Origin of the sequence: Streptomyces sp. HB132, assembly GCF_016909575.1 — a bacterium.
GTDB lineage: Bacteria > Actinomycetota > Actinomycetes > Streptomycetales > Streptomycetaceae > Streptomyces.
The window spans coordinates 295,645-316,669 of record NZ_JAFBGA010000005.1; the positions used below are offsets into that span (position 1 = coordinate 295,645).

General features: G+C 69.9%; 15 protein-coding genes. 2 read left to right on the forward strand and 13 right to left on the reverse strand.

Annotated features, from left to right (window positions below; genetic code table 11):
* Positions 1-4 precede the first annotated feature (4 nt).
* The 4 genes from JOC24_RS14690 to JOC24_RS14705 form a co-directional block, all read right to left on the reverse strand.
* Positions 5-955 (reverse strand): carbohydrate ABC transporter permease, encoded by a 951-nt coding sequence (locus tag JOC24_RS14690; protein ID WP_205020691.1) that lies wholly within the window; start codon positions 953-955, stop codon positions 5-7.
* Positions 956-971: 16 nt separating this feature from the next.
* The gene (locus JOC24_RS14695) at positions 972-1,934 is read right to left on the reverse strand and encodes a carbohydrate ABC transporter permease (protein WP_205020692.1); all 963 of its coding nucleotides are present in this window, start codon (positions 1,932-1,934) and stop codon (positions 972-974) included.
* 92 nt (positions 1,935-2,026) lie between these two features.
* Positions 2,027-3,439 (reverse strand): extracellular solute-binding protein, encoded by a 1,413-nt coding sequence (locus tag JOC24_RS14700; protein WP_205020693.1) that lies wholly within the window; start codon positions 3,437-3,439, stop codon positions 2,027-2,029.
* Positions 3,440-4,133: 694 nt separating this feature from the next.
* Positions 4,134-5,315 (reverse strand): S8 family peptidase, encoded by a 1,182-nt coding sequence (locus JOC24_RS14705; protein ID WP_205020694.1) that lies wholly within the window; start codon positions 5,313-5,315, stop codon positions 4,134-4,136.
* A gap of 362 nt (positions 5,316-5,677) precedes the next feature.
* On the opposite strand from JOC24_RS14705, the gene JOC24_RS14710 reads away from it, so the two are divergent.
* Entirely contained in the window at positions 5,678-8,875 is a 3,198-nt protein-coding gene (locus tag JOC24_RS14710) for an alpha-L-rhamnosidase (protein WP_205020695.1), read from the forward strand.
* A 56-nt stretch (positions 8,876-8,931) separates the two neighbouring features.
* Here the strand turns inward: JOC24_RS14710 and JOC24_RS14715 are convergent, their stop codons facing one another.
* The 4 genes from JOC24_RS14715 to JOC24_RS14730 form a co-directional block, all read right to left on the reverse strand.
* The gene (locus tag JOC24_RS14715) at positions 8,932-11,028 is read right to left on the reverse strand and encodes a beta-galactosidase (protein WP_205020696.1); all 2,097 of its coding nucleotides are present in this window, start codon (positions 11,026-11,028) and stop codon (positions 8,932-8,934) included.
* A 91-nt stretch (positions 11,029-11,119) separates the two neighbouring features.
* Complete coding sequence (locus JOC24_RS14720; RefSeq protein ID WP_205020697.1) at positions 11,120-12,463, reverse strand: ABC transporter substrate-binding protein; 1,344 nt, start codon at positions 12,461-12,463, stop codon at positions 11,120-11,122.
* A gap of 160 nt (positions 12,464-12,623) precedes the next feature.
* Positions 12,624-13,565 (reverse strand): carbohydrate ABC transporter permease, encoded by a 942-nt coding sequence (locus JOC24_RS14725; RefSeq protein WP_205020698.1) that lies wholly within the window; start codon positions 13,563-13,565, stop codon positions 12,624-12,626.
* Positions 13,566-13,568: 3 nt separating this feature from the next.
* Positions 13,569-14,489 carry a carbohydrate ABC transporter permease gene (locus JOC24_RS14730; RefSeq protein ID WP_205020699.1) on the reverse strand — a complete coding sequence of 307 codons (921 nt, stop codon included), beginning with the start codon at positions 14,487-14,489 and terminating at the stop codon, positions 13,569-13,571.
* 491 nt (positions 14,490-14,980) lie between these two features.
* Between JOC24_RS14730 and JOC24_RS14735 the strand changes: the two genes are divergently transcribed.
* Positions 14,981-15,967 carry a LacI family DNA-binding transcriptional regulator gene (locus tag JOC24_RS14735; protein WP_307792696.1) on the forward strand — a complete coding sequence of 329 codons (987 nt, stop codon included), beginning with the start codon at positions 14,981-14,983 and terminating at the stop codon, positions 15,965-15,967.
* A 307-nt stretch (positions 15,968-16,274) separates the two neighbouring features.
* On the opposite strand, the gene JOC24_RS14740 is transcribed toward JOC24_RS14735, so the two are convergent.
* From JOC24_RS14740 to JOC24_RS14760, 5 genes are all read right to left on the reverse strand, one after another.
* On the reverse strand, positions 16,275-17,153 hold the full coding sequence (locus tag JOC24_RS14740) for a class I SAM-dependent methyltransferase (protein ID WP_205020701.1): 879 nt from the start codon (positions 17,151-17,153) through the stop codon (positions 16,275-16,277).
* Between the two features lie 106 nt (positions 17,154-17,259).
* The gene (locus tag JOC24_RS14745; protein WP_205020702.1) at positions 17,260-17,871 is read right to left on the reverse strand and encodes a helix-turn-helix domain-containing protein; all 612 of its coding nucleotides are present in this window, start codon (positions 17,869-17,871) and stop codon (positions 17,260-17,262) included.
* A 69-nt stretch (positions 17,872-17,940) separates the two neighbouring features.
* Positions 17,941-18,738 (reverse strand): hypothetical protein, encoded by a 798-nt coding sequence (locus tag JOC24_RS14750; RefSeq protein WP_205020703.1) that lies wholly within the window; start codon positions 18,736-18,738, stop codon positions 17,941-17,943.
* A gap of 8 nt (positions 18,739-18,746) precedes the next feature.
* Complete coding sequence (locus JOC24_RS14755; RefSeq protein ID WP_205020704.1) at positions 18,747-20,273, reverse strand: P-loop NTPase family protein; 1,527 nt, start codon at positions 20,271-20,273, stop codon at positions 18,747-18,749.
* Positions 20,266-21,024, reverse strand: coding sequence for an AAA family ATPase (locus JOC24_RS14760; protein ID WP_205020705.1), 759 nt, complete (start codon positions 21,022-21,024; stop codon positions 20,266-20,268). The genes JOC24_RS14755 and JOC24_RS14760 overlap by 8 nt, the downstream gene beginning before the upstream one ends.
* Position 21,025 lies beyond the last annotated feature (1 nt).

A 21,025-nucleotide genomic window follows, 5' to 3' on the forward strand; every position in this document is an offset into this window, starting at 1 on the left:
GGTGTCAGCCCTTCAGGCCGCCCGCGGTGAGACCGCCCATGATGTTGCGCTGGAAGATCAGGAAGATGAGCAGCGTCGGGACGGAGGCGATGGTGAGTGCGGCGATGAGGACGTTCTGGGGCACTCCGTTGGACAGCGAGTAGATGCCGACGTTGAGGGTCTGCTTGCCCGGGTCCGGCAGGGTGAGCATGGGCCAGAGGAAGTCCTTCCAGACTCCGACGACCGCGAAGATGGAGACGACGCCGAGGATCGGCCGGGAGATCGGCAGGACGACGGACCGCAGGGTGCGCAGGGCCGAGGCGCCGTCGATGGCCGCGGCGTCGAGGAGTTCGCCCGGGATGGAGTCGAAGAACCGCTTCAGCAGGAAGATGTTGAAGGCGTTGGTGACCGACGGCAGCCAGATCACCCAGGGCGAGTTGAGCAGGTTGCGCTCGAAGATCGGTACGTCGAGGACCGTGAGGTACTGCGGCACGACCAGGACGGTCGCGGGGATCATCAGGGTGGCCAGCATCATGCCGAGGATGGCCTTGCCGAGGACCGGCCGCAGCTTGGACAGCGAGTAGGCGGCGGCCACGTCCAGGACGAGCTGGAAGGCGAGTGCCCCGAACGCGTAGTAGAGGGTGTTGAGGAGCAGTTGGGCCAGGTCCATCACGGTCCACGCCTGGGAGTAGTTCTCCGTGTGGATCGAGGAGGGGAAGGCGGTGGGCGGGCTCTGCACGACTTCCTGGGTGGTCTTGAGACCGCCGGTGACCATCCAGTACAGCGGGCCCAGGAACACCAGGGTGAAGCCGACTGCCACCAGGGCGAAGACGATCCAGTAGACCAGCTTCCCCCGGCGCCGGCCGAGCTGGGCCGGTGAAATCAGGGTCCTCGGGCGGCCCTGGTCCGCGTCCCGTTGGCGGGACCTGCGCCCCCTGCCGGTTCCCCGCCGGGAGACAAGCGTGTTCGATGCCATCGTTCGTTCTCCCGTCCTAGTCTTCGCTGCTGCGGCTGAGGCGTACGTACACCGCGGAGAAGCCCGCGAGGACGACCAGCAGGAGGAGGCCGAGGGCCGCCGCTCCGCCGTAGTTGTTGAAGTTGAAGGCGTACTGGTAGATGAGGTGGACGACGGTCGTGGTGGAGCCCTCCGGCCCCGCGCCGTTGGTGAGCAGGAACGGTTCGGTGAAGACCTGCATCGTCGCGATGATCTGCATGAGCAGCAGCAGGGACAGGATGAGCCGGGTCTGCGGGACGGTGACGTGCCAGATCTTGCGGAACAGCCCGGCGCCGTCGAGTTCGGCCGCCTCGTACAGCTCCCCGGGGATGCCCTGGAGGGCGGCGAGGTAGATCAGCGTGGCCCCTCCCATGTTCATCCAGGTGGAGGCGATGACGACGGAGAGCATGGAGGTGCCGGGGTCCTGGAGCCATTGCTGGGCGGGCAGATGGAGGAATTCCAGGATGCGGTTGAAGAGTCCGTAGCCGGGGTCGTAGAAGTACTTGAAGAGCAGGACCGAGGCGACCGGCGGCAGCATGACGGGCAGGTAGACCAGCAGGCGGAGGTATCCCTGCGCGTGCCGGAACTCGTTGAGCACGACGGCGACGACGAACGGGACCGCGAAGCCCAGCAGGAGCGCCAGGACGGTGAACAGCGCGGTGTTGCGCCATGCCTGCCAGAAGGCCGGGTCGTTGAATACGTAGCTCAGATTGGACCAGCCGGCCCAGGTCGTCTCGCCGTCCTCGGTCTTCTGGAAGGCCAGGACGAATTCCCTGACCATGGGATACCAGGAGAAGAAGGAGAAGCAGAGGACGGCTCCGATCAGGAAGCCGTGCGCCGTGACGTTGCGGCGCACGGCGCGCACGAACTCCTCGCGGGCGGAGGCGGGCCCGGTGGGCCGTGGGTGGTGCGCGGGAGGCGGTGCGCTCGCCTTCCCGGTGGACAGGGTGGGGGCCGACATGCTCTCTCCTCGGTGCCGGTGCGGTCGCTCGCGGACGGGCGGTCCGGATGCTGCGGAGGCCGGGCCCGCCCGGCCCGGCCTCCGCACGTCCGCTACTGGTTGGCCAGGACCTGGTCGACCTGCTGCTCGGCGGTGTCGAGCAGCTTGTCGATGTCGGCGTCCTCGTTGGTCAGGACCGCGGACATCGCGTTGTCGAGGATCTTGTAGATCTCCTGGGCCTTCGGCGGTTCGGCCTTGCCCTGCACGGGGTTGTCCATGAACGCCTTGAAGTTCTCGACGGGCATCGTGGCGTTGGCGGCGCGGTCGGCGTCGTCCTTCACCTTGCTCCCGCCGGTGAAGAAGTTGGGCTGAGGCAGTCCGACGGGCAACTGGTCCGCCTTGGTGCGTGCCCACGCGAACTGGCCCTTGCCGGGGGTGAGGTTCTTGAAGTTCAGCCAGGCGACCGCGGCCTTGATCTTGTCGGGCGAGCTGCCCTTCTTGATCATGTAGTTGTTGCCGCCGAAGAGGGTGCCCTCGCCGCCGGGAATCGGTCCGAGCCCGAAGTTCTGGTACTGCGCCCCGAGTTGCTGCACCATGTAGGCGATGTCGTCGGGTGCGGCGAGGAACATGCCGAGCTTGTCCGTGGATATCTGCTTCTGCAGATCGCCCCACTTCAGCAGCTGGGTCCTGCCCATGCTGTCGTCCTTCCAGCGCATGTCGTGCAACTGCTGGAGGACCTGCCTGCCCTTGTCGTCGTTGAACGCGGCCTTCTTGCCGCTCGCGTCCACGACGTCGCCGCCCAGGGCGTACTGAGTGGCCGTGAAGTGCCAGCCTCCGTTGTTGCCGGCGCTGTACTCGCCGAACCCGGCGATGCCCTTGCCCGAAGCCGCGATCTTCCTGCTCGCGGTCCGGACCTCCTCCCAGGTCGCCGGCGGGGTGTCAGGATTCAGCCCGGCCTGTGTGAACAGCTTCCGGTTGATCATGAGGCCCATCGTGTAGTTGCTGGTCGGCAGCGCGTAGAGCTTGCCGTCCTTGCGGGCGACGTCGAGCACCTGGGGCTGGATGTCCTTCAGCGCCGGGACGGACGTGTCGTTGACGTACGCGGAGATGTCCTCGGCGCCGTCGTTGTCCAGCACCTGCTGGAGGTCGGTGAAGTACGCGTAGAACACGTCCGGTTGCGACTTGCCCTTGAGCATGGCCGTGAAGCGCGGCGGCTCCAGGCACTGACCCGGCGTCGACTTCCCGTCGATCCTGACGTTCGGGTACTTCTTGTTGAACGTCCTGACGTCCTCGTTCCACTCGCGCAGTTCCGCGGCCTTCGCGGCCGGCGGCATGCAGTCGATCGACAGCGTCACCTTCGCCTTCGGATCGAGCGGTGCCGACGGATCGGACGATCCGGTGCCGGAGTCGTCGTTCCCGTCACCGCTGCTGCTCGTGCCGCAGGAGGCAAGGGCGGTCAGGGCGAGCGCGGTGACGACAGCGGCAGCGGAGGCACGGCGGGTACGGCGAAACCCAGCACTTCTCATCGGTGGTCCCCTTCGGGCATGAGCGCGGAAGGCCTCGGCCGACTGTCTGCCGGGGCGCGCCACACTCAACCACCGGCAACAAGCGAACGCAATATCGCGCGCAGTTCTCGTAAATGTTTGACAGCGTTCCGCATGTGGTGACGCGCCCAGCAGTGCTGACCCAGCGCCGCCGAGGAAACACCCCTACGCGGCCCGTACGGGGCGATCGAGATACGGCGCTCCGACCGCCCCGCCACCGTTGACTCCGCACGAACAGTGGGACTATGGGCGATCCTGGAGACCGCTGCGCGCAAGACTCGAACTTCTCGCTGCAAGTGGTTACGCACGACGGGGTGCCCCCGGCGCGGGAGGCGCCGAGGACACGGCCCTGACTGCACAGCCCTCTAGCACAGCTTTCTGCGCGCGTCGAGCTGATTTTTGCGCATTGCCGTCAAATAGTTGCAGAGAAGGCGGAGAGCATCCACGGTTCCGACGGAAACCGGAACACGACTCGGTGAAGCGAGAGCTGCCCGAAGGCCGCGTGTGAGGCTAGTTTGCGGGGAAGACCACCCATCAACCGCCGCCATGAAAGGCGTCGTCACATGACGTAAGAGTTTTGCGTACCGTTGCAAGCGGCCGGAAAACACCTGCTCCACGGCACGCCGGAGAGCGGGGCCCGCGGTACACGGGCCCCGCTCCGATGAAGCCGGCCGGGTCACAGACCGCCGGTGTACAGGAGCCGGTCGGGCGAACCGGAGCCGAGACCCGTCAGGACGCCCGGGGTCGCCTCCCCGGCGAGCCAGTCCGCGACCTCCTGCGGTGTCGCGTCGGGGTTCTGCTCCTTGTAGAGAGCAGCCGCACCGGCCACGTGCGGACTGGCCATGGATGTTCCGCTCAGCGTCGTGGAGCCGCCACCGAGACGCGCGGACACGATGTCCACACCGGGGGCGTACAGCGACACACAGGTGCCCCAGTTGCTGAACGCGGCCTGCCGGTCCTGGTCGTCTCCGGCTGCTGCGGCGAGCACGCCGTCGGCACGCGCCGGGGAGACGTCACAGGCGTCCTGGTCCTCGTTGCCCGCCGCGACCACGGGCAGGGTGCCCTCCGCCGCGAGCGCGTCGAACGCGTCGTCGACCGCCGATGACGCGGGCCCGCCGAGGGAGGCGTTGACCACGGCCGGCTGCTCGGCGTTCCGGGCGATCCAGTCGAGGCCGGCGATGATCCCGGCCCACGTGCCCGAACCCTCGCAGTTGAGCACCCGAACCGGCACGAGGGACGCGGCGGAGGCGACGCCGTACGTCGCGCCCGCCACGGTTCCGGCCACGTGTGTCCCGTGACCGTTGCAGTCCTCACCGTTGCGGCCGTCACCGATCGCGTCGTATCCGGCACCCACCCGGCCCCCGAACTCGCTGTGGGCGGATTCGATGCCGGTGTCGAGGATGTAGGCGGTCACACCCCGGCCCGTGCCGTCCACGTCGTACATGCCGTCCAGTGGCAGATTCCGCTGGTCGATGCGGTCCTGGCCCCAACTCCCGGCCACGGCACGCTTCCCGGCCGACTCGGCGGCGGGCGGGGAGACGGAGGCCTCGCTGTTCTCCTCGACGGCCTGGACCCCCGCGGCACCGCGCACCTGCTCCAGCTGAGCGGACGTGAACGAGGCCGCGAAGCCGTGCAGGACCTTGCTGTAGGTGAAGAGAGCGCTGACCCCGAGCTGCTCGGCCATGGCGGCCGGCTTCTGCTCGGGGGCGAGGGTGACGATGTACTGACCGGGCACGGCCCGGGCCGACTTCTGCACGGGTACAAGAGTCTCGCCGGTGTCGGCCGTGGCCGTGGTGGTGCTGATCAGGGGGGCGATCAGCAGCAGAGCGGCCGGTGCCCAGTGGGCGCGCAGGCGCATGCGTTCTCCCTTGAGACGGAGGAGCGGGTCGCGGACCCGTCAGGTCCGCGACGTGCGAACACCTGACCTTTCGTCCACATCCCCGGCGGGCCTGAGCCGCGTCAGCCGGACAGCGCAACGATCGGTACCCGGGACAGGCCCATTCGGCGCTAGGCGCGAAAGGTTTCGTGAAAGGTTTCAACCCCTCCTGTGGGCGACGGTAGACCCGCTTCGACAGGGGCGTCAATGCCTCGCGCGGCAGGCTCGCAACCGACGCGCCGCAAAGGACCTCATCGCGACAGAAGCCTTGACAGGGACTGGTCACAACTCTAGCTTCACGAGAACTGAAACGATTCACCCCCACATCGTTACGGAGCCGCGTTGTGATCAGCAGGAGACGACTGCTCAGCACCACCGCCGCCGGCGTCGCGCTCGCCGCGGTGTCCGTTCCCGCCGCCGGGGCGACCCGGCCGACGCAGTCGGCAGCGGCCCGGGCCCGCGTCACCGGGCCGACCGTCGAGTACGTACACCGTCCGCTGGGCCTGGACACCCCACGGCCGCGGCTGAGCTGGCCCGTCGCGTCGGACAGTCCCGGCACGGCCCAGGCCGCCTACCAGGTGCGCGTGGCCACGGCCGCCGCCGGCCTCGGGAACCCCGACGTCTGGGACAGCGGAAGGGTCGAATCCGCGCACTCGGTCCTGGTGCCGTACGCCGGGCCCGCACTGGCCTCCCGCACACGCTACTTCTGGTCCGTGCGGGTCTGGGATACGGACGGCCGGGCGTCCGCGTGGAGCGAGCCGTCCTGGTGGGAGACCGGACTGCTGGAGGCGTCGGACTGGTCGGCGGGGTGGATCGCAGCCCCCTCCGCACTGACCGGCACGCCCGCTCTGGACGACGCCTCGTGGATCTGGTTCCCCGAAGGGGATCCCACCGTCGAGGCACCGGCCGCCACCCGGTGGTTCCGCGGCCGGGTGGACGTTCCGGAGGGCGTCACGCGGGCCCGCCTGGTCATGAGCGCCGACGACGGGTTCACCGCACGGGTGAACGGCGTGCAGGTGGCACACACGGAGGCGGACGGCCCCGCCGAGAACTGGAAACGCCCCGTCCTCGTGGATGTGACGGCCCGTCTCTCCCCCGGCGTCCAGGTGATCGCCGTATCGGCGTCCAATGCCGTCACCGGCCCCGCCGGACTCCTCGGAGCGCTGGAGCTGACGACCGCCGACGGCACGACCACGGTCGTCACCGACGGCGGCTGGCGCGCCACGGACGAGGAACCCCCCGAGGACTGGCACTCCGGCACCTACGACGACGCGGCATGGCCCGCCGCCAAGGTCCTCGCCCGCTGGGGTTCGGGCCCCTGGGGCAAGGTGGTCACGGCGTACTCCCCCGCGATCCAGCTGCGCAGGGAGTTCCGGCTGCGCCGCAAGCACGTCGCACGGGCCAGGCTGTACTCGACGGCCCTCGGTCTCTACGAGGTGTTCCTCAACGGCGAGCGCGTCGGCGAGGACCGGCTCGCCCCGGGCTGGACGGACTACCGCAAGCGGGTCCAGTACCAGACGTACGACGTGACGGGTCTGCTGGCGCCGGGCGGCAACGCACTCGGGATCACGCTGGCGTCCGGCTGGTACGCGGGGAACATCGCCTGGTTCGGACCGCATCAGTACGGCGAGCGGCCCTCCGCACTGGCCCAGTTGGAGGTGACCTACTCCGACGGTTCGACCGAGCGCGTGGTGTCGGGGACCGACTGGCGGGCCGCGTCCGGGCCGGTCACCTCGGCGGATCTCATGGCCGGTGAGGACTACGACGCCCGGCTGGAGACCGACGGGTGGACACGCGCCGGTTTCGACGCGTCAGGCTGGCTCGCGGCCGACCGCGTGGACGGGGTCACGGCGGAGCTCGTCGCCGAAGTGGACGGCGCCTGCCGTGTCGAGCGCGAGCTGACGGTCCGCGAGGTGACCGAACCGGAGCCCGGTGTGTTCGTGTTCGACCTCGGCCAGAACATGGTGGGCACCGCGCGCCTCACGGTGTCCGGACCGGCCGGGACGACGGTGCGGTTGCGGCAAGCCGAGGTGCTCGATCCGGACGGCACGATCTACACGGCCAATCTGCGCACGGCCCGCGCGACGGACACGTACACGCTCCGGGGCGGCGGCCGCGAGACCTACGAGCCCCGCTTCACGTTCCACGGGTTCCGCTACGTCGAGGTGACGGGATACCCGGGCACACCGGGACGCGACGCGATCGTGGGCCGGGTCATCCACACCTCGGCGCCCTTCACCATGGACTTCACGACCGATGTCCCCCTGCTCAACCAGTTGCACAGCAACATCACGTGGGGGCAGCGCGGCAACTTCCTCTCCATCCCGACGGACACCCCGGCGCGCGACGAACGCCTCGGCTGGACCGGTGACATCAACGTCTTCGCGCCCACCGCCGCGTACACGATGGAGTCGGCGCGCTTCCTCACCAAGTGGCTGTACGACCTGCGCGACGCCCAGACCGCCGACGGCGCCTTCACGCACGTCGCACCCGACCTGCCGAACGTGGGCCACGGCGCGGCGGGCTGGGGGGACGCCGGAGTGACCGTGCCGTGGGCCCTGTACCAGGCGTACGGCGACGTACGGGTGCTGGAGCAGTCCTGGTCCCCGATGCTCGGCTGGCTGGAGTACCTGGAGGCGCACAGCACCGGACTGCTGCGCCCGGCCGACGGGTTCGGCGACTGGCTCAACATCGAGGACGAGACACCCAAGGACGTCATCGCCACGGCCTACTTCGCCCACAGCGCCGATCTCGTGGCGCGGACGGCCGAGGTGCTGGGCAAGGACCCCGGGCCCTACCGCACGCTCTTCGGCCGGGTGCGCGACGCCTTCCGCGGTGCGTACGTCTCGGCGGGCGGACGGGTGAAGGGCGATACACAGACGGCCTATGTGCTGGCCCTGTCCATGGACCTGCTGACGGAGGACGACCGCGGGCCGGCGGCGGACCGCCTGGTGGCGCTCATCGAGGCGAAGGACTGGCATCTGTCGACGGGCTTCCTCGGCACACCACGGCTGCTGCCCGTGCTGACGGACACCGGCCACACGGATGTCGCCTACCGGCTGCTGCTGCGGCGGACGTTCCCGAGCTGGGGGTATCAGATCGACCGCGGTGCCACCACGATGTGGGAGCGCTGGGACTCGATCAGGCCCGACGGCAGCTTCCAGGACGCGGGGATGAACTCCTTCAACCACTACGCGTACGGCTCGGTCGGGGAATGGATGTACGCGAACATCGCGGGTATCGCCCCGGGCGCCCCCGGGTTCCGGAAGGTCGTCGTGCGGCCGCGGCCGGGCGGCGGGGTGACGCGGGCCGAGGGCCGGTTCGACTCACGGTACGGGCCGGTCTCCACCCGCTGGAGCAAGGACCCGGGCGGCTTCGCGCTCAGGGTCGCGCTGCCCGCGAACACGACCGCCGAGGTCTGGGTGCCGGGCGGTGACGAGCGGAGTGCGGGCCGGGGCCCCGCGGCCTTCCTGCGGCTGGACGACGGGTGCGCGGTCTTCGCCGTCGGGTCGGGCACACATCGGTTCACGGCCTCCGCCTGACATGTAGGGCCAGGTGCTCCGGGGGACCTCCCGCCCCCGGAGCGCCGTGCGGCCGGCTACCCGACGGTCTGCCCGGGCAGGGTGGTGTGCGCGAAGGGCGAGGCCCCGGACGCCACGCGGAGCACGGCGACCGCGCGCGGGGGAAGGACCAGACCGCCCCCGGTGGCCGGGGAGGGCCCTGTGAGAACCTCTCCGTCGACCGCGTCGAACGCGACGGGCTCGTCCGTGCGGTTGACGAGGAACCAGTAGGCCTGCGAGCCGTCGGTCCGTACGGTCAGTTCCACCTGCCCCCGCACAGCGGCGGGCAGTTCACTGAGCACGCCGGCGCCGGACAGCAGGGGCCCGAGCACGTCGGGCAGCCCGTGGCTGCCCAGCCGGGTGGAGACGTAGGCGGCCGAACCGCCGTCCGCCAGGGTACGCCGGGTGACCGCGGGGCGTCCGGCCTGGTCCCCGTCCTCGTAGCGTGCGAGAACCGTGACCTCGGGATCGGTCAGGTCGATCCGGTCGGTCCACAGCGTGCCGGTCAGGCCGTTGTCGAGCCGTACCTCCACGTCGTTGAGCAGGGGGCCGAACTCCTCGATGCGGATACCCAGCAGATCGCGCAGCGCTCCCGGGTATCCGCCGAGGTGGACGTGGTCGTTCTCGTCGACGACACCCGAGTAGTAGGTGGTGGCGAGATGACCACCGCCGCGCACATAGGCGTCCAGCCTCTCGGCGAGGGCCAGGGGGACGACGTTGAGGATCGGCGCCGCGACGAAGTCGTAGCCGGTGAGGTCGGTCGCGGTCGTGACGACGTCCACCCGGACGCCGAGGGCCAGGAACGCCGAGTACCAGTCGAGCGCCTCCTGCCTGTAGCTCAGCAGGGAGGACGGCTGGGAGTCGCGTTCGACGGCCCACCAGGACTCCCAGTCGTACACCAGTGCCGCGCGAGCCGGCTCCCGCACTGAGCCGGTGACCGGGGTGAGCGTCTCCAGCGTGCGGCCGAGGGCCGTCACCGCACGGAACAACTCGCTGTCCGGGCCGGCGTGGGGCACCATCGCGGAGTGGTGCTTCTCGGCGCCCGCGGCCGACTGGCGCCATTGGAAGAAGCAGACCGCGTCGGCTCCGTGGGCGACGTGGACGAGTGAGTCGCGGGCGAGTTCGCCTTCGCGCTTGGCGACGTTGACGGGCTGCCAGTTGACCGCGCTCGTCGAGTGCTCCATCAGGAACCACGGCTTGCCCTGGGCGATGGAGTGCGTGAGGGCGGCGGAGAAGGAGAGCTCGTCGAGGCGCTGCGGGCCGGGGTGGGCGTAGTGGTCGTTGGAGACGAAGTCGATCTCCTGCGCCCAGTCGGGGTAGTTCATTCCCTTCGTCTCCCCCATCACCATGAAGTTGGTGGTGACGGGGATCTGCGGTGTGATGCGCCGCAGGACCTCACGTTCGGCCCGGAGGTAGTCCTTCAGCACGTCGGAGGAGAAGCGCTTGAAGTCGAGCTGCTGGGTCGGGTTGGCGTGGCTCGCGGCCAGTCGCGGCGGCTGGATCTGTGCCCAGTCCCCGTAGTACTGCGACCAGAAGGAGGTCGCCCAGGCCCGGTTGAGCTCGTCCAGGGTGCCGTAGCGGCTGCGCAGCCAGTCGCGGAAGGCCTGGGCGGCGTCGTCGGAGTAGTCGTAGATGTTGTGGCAGCCGAGCTCGTTGGAGATGTGCCAGGCGACCACGGCGGGGTGGTCCGCGTAGCGGGTGGCCATGACCTCGACCAGCTTCAGCGCGTATCTGCGGAAGACGGGCGAGGTGGGCCGCCAGTGCTGTCGCGCGCCCTGGGAGAGGGTCTCACCGGTGCGGGTGACCGGCAGGATCTCGGGGTGCAGGGTGGTGAGCCAGGGCGGCGGCGAGGCGGTGGCGGTGGCGAGGTCCACCGCGATCCCGTTGTCGTGCAGCAGATCGAGCACCTCGTCCAGCCAGGCGAAGTCCCAGCGGTCCTCGGCCGGTTGCAGGCGTGCCCAGGAGAAGATGGCGACGGAGACGATGGTGACCCCGGCCTCGCGCATCAGCCGGACGTCTTCCTTCCACACCTCGCGCGGCCACTGCTCCGGGTTGTAGTCGGCCCCGTAGGCGAAGCTCGTGGGGCGGTCGTCGGAGGGCGGGCGCAGCCAGTGGCGCTCGGAGGCGGGGGTCATGATGATCCTCTCGGATACGAGGTGCGAGTACGGCATGGGGCGGCCGCCCGTCGGACGGGCGACCGCCCCATGCCGGTTCAGCGGCGTGACGTCACTTGTTGACGCTGAAGCCCTGGTCGTTGCCGTAGGCGACGGCGGCCTTCTGCCACTCCTTCAGACCGTCGGCCAGCTTGGTGTCGGAGACGTACGCCTTGCCGACGGAGTCGTTGAAGATGGAGTTCGCGTACACCTGGAAAGGCAGGTAGGACCAGTCCTCCGGCACCTGGGTGGCGGAGCGGGCGAAGATCTCGTTCGCCTTCTGGCCACCGAAGTACGGGAAGGTGGTCTTGAGGAACGACGGGGAGGACAGGTCGGCCGTGGTGGCGGGGAAGGCGCCGGCCTCGATGCGGGCCTGCACGCCGTCCGAGTGGTTCGCGTACTCGTTGAACGCGTACGCAAGGTCCTTGTTCTTGCCCGCCTTCATCACCGCGAGGGAGCTGCCGCCGTTCTCGGAGCTCACCTCACCGCCCTTCTCCCACTGCGGGAGCGCGGCCGCGCGCCAGTCACCCGAGGCCGACTCGACACCCGAGACGAAGTTGGCGGGCATCCAGGCACCGGTGGCGAGGGTGGCGATGGTGCCGTCCGCGAGGCCCTTGTACCACTCGTCGCTCCAGGAGCTGACGGGAGCCAGGAGCTTCTCGTCGATGAGCTTCTGCCAGACCTCGGTGAAGGCGGTGACACCCTTGTCGGCGGTGAGGTCGACCGTCACGTCGGTGTCACGGGTCTTGAAGGGGGTTCCGCCGGCCTGCCAGATCATGCTGGTCGTGAACCCGGCGTCACCGGTGTCGTTGGTGATGTAGGACTTCGGGTCGGCCGCGTGCAGGGCGCGGGCCGCCTCGAGGTACTCGTCCCAGGTGGTGGGCGTGGCGATCTGGTGCTTGTCCAGCACCTTCTTGTTGTAGAACAGCGCCATCGGGCCCGAGTCCATGGGCAGGGCGTAGACGGCGTCGTCGACGGTGACCGAGTTCCACGGTCCCGGCGAGTAGTCGTTCTTGAACTCTCCGGCGCCGTAGCGGCTGAGGTCCTCGAGGGACTTGCCGAGGGCGAACTGTCCCAGGGCGTAGTACTCGACCTGCGCGACGTCCGGTACTCCGGATCCGGCCTGTACGGCGTTCTGCAGGGCGGTGTACTGGTCGTTGCCGGTACCGGCGTTGACCAGCTTCACCTTGACCTTGGGGTACTTCTTCTGGAAGTCGCTGACCACCTTCTTCAGCGTCGGCTCCCACGCCCACACGGTGATGGAACCGCCCTCCTTGAGGGCCGCCCGGAGATCACTTCCCCTTACGGTCTTTTCCGATGCGGCGTCGTCGTCGGAGGACCCGCACGCGGTGAGGCTCAGCGCGGCCGCGCACAGCAGGCCGACGCCACGCATCGCGCGTCTGGTCATGGTTCTCATAATTGCTTCACTCCGTTGTGGTGAGGGTGGTGCAGGAACCGTGGAACGTCCGCACGGGGGTGCGGGGCTGGAGGGGGGTGGGACGCCGCGTCGGCCGGGGGCCGGGGGGAACGCGTCCCGGAGCGCGGGTATCCGGTCGCCGGCCGGGCCGGGGAGCGGGTCACCCCTTGACGCTGCCCGCCGCCAGTCCTGACTGCCAGTAGCGCTGGAGCAGCAGGAAGGCGATGATCAGCGGCACGATCGTCAGCAGTGAGCCCGTGATGACCAGGTTGAAGACCGGCTGGCCGCCGGCGGTGGACGCCTGCTCGTTCCAGGCGTTCAGGCCCAGGGTCAGCGGGTACCAGTCCGGGTTCTTGATCATGATCAGCGGCAGGAAGTAGTTGTTCCAGGTCTGCACCATGGTGAACAGCAGAACCGTCACGATGCCCGGGGTCAGCAGCGGGAGCGCGACGCGGAAGAAGGTCCGCAGCTCGCCGGAGCCGTCCATCCTGGCCGCTTCCAGGAGCTCGGTGGGGACTGCCTCGGCGGCGAACACCCACATGAGGTAGAGACCGAACGGTGAGATCAGGGACGGGATGATGACGGACCACGGGGTGTTGGTAAGACCCATCTTGCTGAACATGAGGAAGGTGGGGACCGCCAGGGCGGTGGCCGGCACGGCCACCGCCCCGATGACGGTGGCGAAGACGGCGCGCTTGCCCGCGAAGTCGAACTTGGCCAGGCCGTAGCCGCCGAGCACCGCGAGGAAAGTCGCTCCGCCGGCGCCCGCGACCACGTACAGCAGGGTGTTGAGGAACCAGCGGACGAAGATGCCGTCGTCGTAGGTGAGCGTCTGCGAGATGTTGTCCCAGAGGGCGAAGTCACCGCTGAACCAGAGGCCGAAGGAGCCGAGGAGACTCTTCTGCGTCTTGGTGGCGTTGATGACGAGCCAGGCCAGCGGCATCAGCGCGTAGAGGGCGGTCAGGCCCATGAGGACCGTGAGCACCATGCTGCGCCTGGGCTCGCCGGCTGTGTGCCGTCTGCGCGTGGCGCGGCGCGCCGCCGGGGCGCGGTGGGTGGTTCGCCGGGACGTCTGCTCGGCGGTGAAGGAAGGGGCGCTCATCGCTCACGCCTCCTTTCGCATGCCGCGCAGCTGGACCGCGTAGGCGATGATCATCGTGACGACTCCCATGACGAGGGAGACCGTGGCCGCGTAGTTCTGCTGCCGGCCCGAGAAGGACAGCGTGAACGTGTAGAAGTTGGGCGTGAAGTAGGTGGTGATCGCGTTGGGCGCCAGGTCCTGCAGGATGCTGGGCTCGTTGAACAGCTGGAAGCTGCCGATCACCGAGAAGATCGTCGCGATCACCAGCGCGCCGCGGATCGCGGGGATCTTGACGGCGGTGATGATCCGCCACTGTCCCGCGCCGTCGATCTCGGCGGCCTCGTAGAGGGACTTGGGCACGACACGCAGCGCCGAGTAGAAGATCAGCATGTTGTAGCCGATGAACTCCCAGGTGACGATGTTGCCGATGCTCGCCAGCACCAGGGAGGGCGACAGCGGGTCGGGCAGCGTCACGCCGAAGGCGTCGTTGAAATTCCCGACCAGGCCGAAGCGGGTGCCGTAGATGAAGCCCCACATCAGTGTGGCGACGACGGCGGGTACGGCGTACGGCAGGAAGATCGCGATCCGGAAGAAGCTCTTGCCGTAGATCCTGCCGCTGTCGAGGGCCAGGGCCACGAGCAGGGCGAGCCCGAGCATGATGGGCACCTGCACCACGAGGAAGAGAAGCACCCGGCCGACGGCGGCCCAGAACTGTTCGTCCTCGAAGGCCCGTTGGAAGTTGTCCAGGCCGACGAACGACGTACCGCCCACCAACTGGTCCCGGAAGAAGCTCAGATAGAGCGAGTAGGCGATCGGAGCCAGGAAGACCAGGGCGAACACCGCCATGAACGGTCCTACGAAGACCCAGCCGACCCGCCCGCGCCGGCTGCGGGAGCCTCTGGCCGGTGGGCGACGTCCGGTCGTGATCGGCGTAACGGCCGTCATGGGTACTCCTGTTGATCCGGCGTTGAGCATGGCCCCGGCCGGATGGGACACCGGACATCGTGGAGGCACTGTGCTTGAGAAGACCGATGTTTACGTAAACATTTCTCGGTGAGAGGATGTTCACACGCTCTCCTCCTTACGGTCAAGGCCGGACTCTCATTCACTCGTTCGGGTTTTGCCGATCTCCCCACCACCGGTCCTGCCGTCTGGTAGGGGGCGTCACGACGAGAGGGCTCGCGCTGTCGGCGCCGGGCGACCGAAAGTGGTAGAAATGCCGATGGCCCGAGCCCTCGGTCCCACGCGATGCGAGCCGGACGCGAAGCGGCCGTGGGGAGCGTTACTACCGGGCCGGCCGCAGGGCGCGCGCGGCGGAAGACCGCCGACGGCCGGAAGAGCACCCCCACATGGTGAAAGGCTCACACGACGACGGAGGCAGACGGGTGCAGGGACAGGAACGGGCCATGGACCGGCCTCCGCGCAAGGAAGCGTCCATGGCCGACGTCGCGCGCTTGGCCGGGGTCTCCTCACAGACGGTCTCCCGCGTGTCCAACGGGCACCCGATGGTGTCCGGAGACACCCGGGAACGCGTTCTCGCCGCCATGAAGGAGCTCAACTACCGGCCCAACAGTGCCGCGCGCGCCCTCAAGAGCGGGAGGTTCCGCACGCTGGGCGTCATCCTGTTCACGCTGGCCACCACGGGCAACGTCCGTACGCTGGAGGCCATTTCCGCCTCCGCGGCCGACGAGGGCTACGCCATCACCCTGCTGCCCGTCGCCACACCCACCAGTACGGACGTCCACGGAGCCGTCACCGTGCTCGGCGAGCAGATGGTGGACGGCATCATCGTGATCATGGAAGTCCGCCTGCTGGACGCCGCCATCTCGCTGCCGCCGAACACCCACGTCGTGGTGGCCGACTCCGACGCGGGCGACCGGTACAGCGTCGTGGACACCGACCAGTCGGGGGGTTCCGAGGCAGCCGTGCGGCATCTGCTCGACCTCGGACACCGCACCGTGGTGCATGTCGCCGGCCCGTCGGAGTCGTTCGCCGCGCAGCGCCGTGCCCACGCCTGGCGGAAGACCCTCGAGGAGGCGGGACGCCCGGTCCCTCCCCCGGTGGCCGGCGACTGGTCGGCGGCATCCGGATACGCGGCAGGTCTGGACCTGGCGGCGGACCCCACGTGCACTGCGATCTTCGCGGCCAACGACCAGATGGCGCTGGGTGTCCTGAGGGCCCTGCACGAGAGGGGCAGGCGCGTGCCCGAGGACGTCAGCGTGGTGGGGTTCGACGACATCGCCGACTCCGCCTCCTTCCTTCCGCCGCTCACGACCGTCCACCAGGACTTCGCCGAGATCGGACGGCTGTGCGTGGACGGAGTGCTGCGGCAGATCCGCAACGAGACGACGGAGCGCGGTACCACCCTGGTCCCGACACGCCTGATCGTCCGGGCCAGTACGGCCCCGCCGCCCCACAGGTGAACGCGCACCCTCGCGCGCCGGGCGGCCCCCACGGACCGTGAACGGTCCTGCTGGACCCGCCCGGTGCACGCCGTGACCTCGGCGCGGAGAAGGACGCCGTGACGGCCGAGGCCGACAGAGCCGGCACCACCGGCCCAACGCGCGCGGAGCCGCCGCTTTTCAAGCGGGCCGGACTGCTGTACGCCTGGGCCCTTGAGCTCCGAGGGGCGAGGACCCCAGGACTCGTGGCCACCCGCCTCCGACGCCCGGCCCGAGGCGAGCAGACCCCCTGACCGCTGCCGCCGCCTCCCGGACGGGCCCTGTCCCTTCAGGTCCTGCGGCGTGCGGCCCAGACGGTGCGTTCGGTGCGAACCACGAGGTCGGTACGGCGCAGAACGCTGTGGGGGCCGTCCACGTCGAGGAGCCGGTCGAGCGCGGCGAGGTCTTCGGGTACGAGCGATCCGGCGGCGGCGCCGCGGATGCGCTGCAGACTGCCCAGGGCGTAGCGGCCGAGCGCCTCGGTCGGAGAATCCTGGATGTTCACCGTGATGGTGCGTTCCCCTTGGCGTGCGAATCCGGCGGCGGTGAGCATCGGCCCCCAGTCGGCGCCGCGGTGGGGTACGTGTTCGGCGTGCAGGCGGTCCGTCGCGGCGTGGCAGCGTTCCTCCAGACCGGGCCGTCCCTCGGGGGCGTTCTCGGGCAGGAAGCGGGGGAAGCCGGCCAGCTCGACGACGGCGAACAGCCCGCCGGGCCCGAGTACGTCGTGGACGTGCCGCAGCGCGCGGTCCGGGGCAGCCATGTGGTGCATCGAAGCGGAGGCCCAGACGAGGTCCGGGGCGCCGAGGTCGGGCCAGTCCGTGGAGTCCAGGTCGGCCTGAACGGTGCGCACGCGGTCCTGCACTCCCCCGGCCCGCGCCTTCTGTCGCAGGCGCTGCAGGTGCTCCGCCGAGGAGTCGACGGCGGTGACGCGCGCCTCAGGGAAACGGGCCAGGAGGGCGAAGGTGCCGGCCCCCGTCCCGCAGCCCAGGTCCACGATCTCGTCCGGGGCCGCCTCGACGGGCAGCCATGCGGTGATGGCGGCGATGTGTTCGGCGAGGACTTCGGCGTCCAGGTCGAGGATCTCGGCCTGGACGCCGGCATCGGCGGCGCGCCGGGTGCCGTGGTGCGCGCCATGGCCGGGGGTGTGGTGCGGGTGCGTGTGTGTCATGCCCCTACGCTAGGACGAGCTTGCGCATACAGCACAAGCACTTGCGTAGTGCGCAAGAAACCGACCGCGTCCGGTGCCGAACACGCAAATCCTCAGGAGAAGGAGGTCACCCGCGGGAGCCGTCCGGTTCGAAGGAGCCGCCGGCGTCCTTGCTTCCGCCGTCGCGCTGATGTCCGCGCCGGGCGTCCCGGTCGAAGATGCCGAGGAGCTCGCAGGGTCCGCCCTCTGCCCCGATGGCGTGCGGCAGCATGGTGGGGAACTCCGCGGCCTGGTTGGTCTCGATGCGGAAGCGCCGGTGCCCCAGCATGAGGATCGCGGTGCCGGACAGGACGACGAGCCATTCGTGGCCGGGGTGGGCACGCATCCGCGCCGGATTGTCGGGCGGCGGCTCGGTCATCCGCTGGCGCACGACGGTCATACCGGGATCCGACTTGACCAGCCAGCGCATCCGGCCGTGCGCACCGTCGATCACCGGGCTGGTGACGACGTCGTCGGGGGCCGCCTCCACCAGCTGGTCCAGGGACGTGTCGAGGGCGCGGGCGAGGACGACCAGCTGATCGAGTGCGAGGCGGCGCTGACCGTTCTCGATGCGGGAGAGGGTGGTCTGGCTGACGTTGGCACGAGTGGCCAGTTCCTCCAGGGACCAGCCCTGCGCGACCCGCAGGGCGCGGATCCGCTTGCGCACCAGGCCGTCCAGTTCGTCGGTTTTTTGCGTCATGAGCAATACCGTATGTCTCTGGCGCATCAACTGTCGTGCGCAGGGTAGATGTCAGTGGGATGCGCAGGGTTATGACAGTGGGATCGTAGAGTCCGTGTCAGTAGGCGCTGGCGGCTCGGGGAGCATCCGCAGGCTGTACGCGACGTTGTCGTGGAAGCGGTCGATGATGTCGCCGCGGGTGACCATGTCGGCGGCGGCGAGGTTTTCGAGGGCCTGGCGCTGGGCGGCGTCGCCGGGGTCGATTCCGCCGTCGACCCAGACGCGCAGGAGCACCTCGGCCTCGGCGGGCTGGATGGGGCCGCGGATGTCGGGGCGGGGGTTTTTCTGTCCCGTGAGCGCGTCGACCTGGTGCGGGGCGAGGACATCGAGGCGTGGGGTGACGGTGTACGCCTCGGGCGGGACGTGCCGCAGGACGAGCGCGCCGCCGGTGTCCGGGCGGGTGCGCGCGTGGTCGAGGGCCGCGTCGTGCCGGTGACGGGTCCAGGAGAGAGCGGCGGCGAGGCCGTCGGCGGTGAGGGGGCTGTCCGCGTGCGCGAGCGCGGTGACGACGGTGAGCGCGTCGTGGTCGGCGCCGGCCGAGCGGCGGTCGAGGACTTGGCGGTGGCGGGGCAGCTCGAAGAGGTCGTCGGCGCCGGTCATCAGGTCGGCGGGGTGCATGTCGAGGCGGCGGGCGAGTTCGAGCAGGACGCGGACAGGCAGATCGGGGAGTTCGTCGAGGTCGATCTGATGCTCGTGGACGCCGAGGAGGTCGGCGAGCTGCCAGCCGGTCATGCCCGCGGCCAGGAGCCGGCGCTTGATGACGTGGGAGCGCTGTACCGACTCGCGGCGCCGCTGGGGGCCCTCGCGGCGAGGGGGACGGCTGGACATCGGCGCGGTCACAGGCGGCTGCGGATGTCGTCGCTGAGGGGGACGAGGTCCAGGCCCCGGTAGTGCATCCACCCGGCGGCCGCCGCGTCGTGACTGCCCTCGTCGCCGTGGCGGCAGTGGGAGCGGTGGAGCCAGGCCGGGTTGAAGTGGATGCGGTGGCACGTCCGGATGACCGCCTCGCGCAGGTGGAGCTCCGGGCTCTTGTTGCCCGGGTCCTTGTCGTGGATGAACAGCGGGTCTGCGTCGGTGGCGCCTTGGCTGCGCCGGTAGGCGAGGTGGGCGGCGACGAGCGGGGCGGCGTGCGCCGGCAGGAGTACGGGATCGTCGGATTCGAGGTGGAGCACCTGGAGGGCGTTGAGCTCGTGCGGAATGTGGTGGTGGGACTTCCATCGCCAGGGCGCGGGGAGGTAGCGGTTCTCCTCGGCCTCGTACGGGCTGCCGGTGACGGGGAGGCGGACGCTGCTGCCGTCGGGGGCGGTGTTGCCGCAGGTGATCAGGCCGAAGCCGGTGGGCCCGTGGGAGAGGTGGATGGACAGGGCGGTCGCGGCGGCGGCTTCGGGCGGGGCGACGGTGCGGATCTTGTGGCAGAGACGTTCGGTGAGCTGGCTGAGCAGGCGGGTGGTGGGTGCGGTGCCGAGGGTCTCGTACTGCCAGCGCAGGAGGTAGCCGCGCAGGAACAGGGCGACCTGGACGGCGCGGAGCCGTACGAGGGCGTGGGCCTGGTCGGGGGCGGGGCCGATGCGGTGGTCGCGCAGGTAGAAGGTGAGGCGGGCGCCGAAGGCGCGGGTGTGCCGGAGGCTGCCGGGCTGGGTGTGATGTCCGGCGAGGCCGCGGCGGGTCAGCCACTGGTCGGCCAGGTGGATCTCGCGGCCGTAGACCTCGTTCAGCGCGGTGAAGGTGTTGCCCGGGAGCTTCGCGCGGCAGTGGGCCAGGAAGACGGGGAAGTCCTGCATGGGCAGGACGGGGCCGACGCCTTCGGCCCACGGGGTGGTCGCATCGGCGCGCAGGGGGCTGGTGAGGGAGCGGGGCGAGGGCGGCAGTTCGCGGGCGAAGGCGGTGAGGTCGATCGTCTGGAAGCGGTAGCCGGCGTGGTGGAAGGCGTGGACGGGCGGCTTCAGGTAGGCGTCGTTGTCGGTGTCGGGCCAGATGAGCCACACGGTGGCGTCCGCGCGGGTGCCGAGTTCGGCGAGCAGGTCGAGGGCGCCGTCGGGGAGGCGGTGGGCGCGGTCGATGACGAGGTGGCGTATCTGGTCGGTGTTCAGCCAGGCGGCGGCCTGGCGCCACGCGTCGGGGGCCGGGGCGCGGTCGGCGAGGAGGGTGGTGGGGCTGCGGCCGGTGGCGGTGAGGATGTCGAGGGCGAGGTCGCTGGTGCGGCCGCCGGGGGTGGGGCGGACGACGAGCCGGCCGGGGCCTTCGACGGCGGCCAGGCGGCGCACGATGCGGTGGTCATCGCCGGGGTTGCGGACCATCACCAGGCGGGGGCCGGGTGGCAGGTCCCGGTTGACGACGCGGGCCGCGGGCGCGGTGTCAGGCATACACGCCGCCGCCCAGGAGGGTGAGGGCGTTATCGATGACCTCGGTGTCGATGCGGGGCCGTTCGGCGGCCTGGCACAGTCCGGCGGCGGTGTGGGTGAAGGCGGCCCAGTCGCGCATGGTGCCCTGTCCGTACAGCTCGTCGATCTGCCGCAGCAAGGCGTCGTCCGCGCCGGCGTAGATGGGGTGGTAGTCGCGCATCAGGGCGGGGATCTCGTCGGCGGCCAGCGGACGGAAGGGTAGGCGGCGGAAGACGCGGGAGCGGAGCATCGGTTCACGGGAGAGGACTTCCCAGCAGCCGTCGCCGCCGACGTAGAGCAGGGCGAACTTCGTCTTCGGCTCGTCGTGCAGGTGCCGCAGCAGTTCGATGCAGTCGCTGTTCAGGCGCTGGGCCTCATCCACGACGATCAAGCGCCTGGGGTGGGAGAGAAGGTCCAGGAGCCGGTTGGTGATGTGGAACCGGTTGCGGGACTTGGGGGCGACGGTGCCGGTGAGGGCGGCCAGGAGGTGATCGGCGACCAAGCGCATGGTGGGGCGGGCGGTGAAGGACAGCGCGCACACGGCGGGCCCGCCGCGGGCGGCCTGGTCCTCCAGGGCGGCCTCGACCGCGTACGTCTTGCCGGTGCCGGCCGGGCCGTGGATGACGCCGGTGGCGTTGTTCTTCACGAGGTCGTCCACGACGCGGTGGGCGAGCTGGAAGGTGCCGGTCGGCAGCGTCGCGGCGCCGGTCAGGTCGGCGAAGTGCCGGGGCATC

Bases quoted from the DNA above. Each gene is read 5' to 3' on its own strand.
- JOC24_RS14690 (WP_205020691.1), bottom strand. From the start codon at position 955: ATGGCATCGAACACGCTTGTCTCCCGGCGGGGAACCGGCAGGGGGCGC.
- JOC24_RS14730 (WP_205020699.1), bottom strand. From the start codon at position 14,489: ATGACGGCCGTTACGCCGATCACGACCGGACGTCGCCCACCGGCCAGA.
- JOC24_RS14755 (WP_205020704.1), bottom strand. From the start codon at position 20,273: ATGCCTGACACCGCGCCCGCGGCCCGCGTCGTCAACCGGGACCTGCCA.
- JOC24_RS14695 (WP_205020692.1), bottom strand. From the start codon at position 1,934: ATGTCGGCCCCCACCCTGTCCACCGGGAAGGCGAGCGCACCGCCTCCC.
- JOC24_RS14725 (WP_205020698.1), bottom strand. From the start codon at position 13,565: ATGAGCGCCCCTTCCTTCACCGCCGAGCAGACGTCCCGGCGAACCACC.
- JOC24_RS14715 (WP_205020696.1), bottom strand. From the start codon at position 11,028: ATGACCCCCGCCTCCGAGCGCCACTGGCTGCGCCCGCCCTCCGACGAC.
- JOC24_RS14735 (WP_307792696.1), top strand. From the start codon at position 14,981: ATGGCCGACGTCGCGCGCTTGGCCGGGGTCTCCTCACAGACGGTCTCC.
- JOC24_RS14720 (WP_205020697.1), bottom strand. From the start codon at position 12,463: ATGAGAACCATGACCAGACGCGCGATGCGTGGCGTCGGCCTGCTGTGC.
- JOC24_RS14760 (WP_205020705.1), bottom strand. From the start codon at position 21,024: ATGCCCCGGCACTTCGCCGACCTGACCGGCGCCGCGACGCTGCCGACC.
- JOC24_RS14745 (WP_205020702.1), bottom strand. From the start codon at position 17,871: ATGACGCAAAAAACCGACGAACTGGACGGCCTGGTGCGCAAGCGGATC.
- JOC24_RS14740 (WP_205020701.1), bottom strand. From the start codon at position 17,153: ATGACACACACGCACCCGCACCACACCCCCGGCCATGGCGCGCACCAC.
- JOC24_RS14700 (WP_205020693.1), bottom strand. From the start codon at position 3,439: ATGAGAAGTGCTGGGTTTCGCCGTACCCGCCGTGCCTCCGCTGCCGCT.
- JOC24_RS14705 (WP_205020694.1), bottom strand. From the start codon at position 5,315: ATGCGCCTGCGCGCCCACTGGGCACCGGCCGCTCTGCTGCTGATCGCC.
- JOC24_RS14750 (WP_205020703.1), bottom strand. From the start codon at position 18,738: ATGTCCAGCCGTCCCCCTCGCCGCGAGGGCCCCCAGCGGCGCCGCGAG.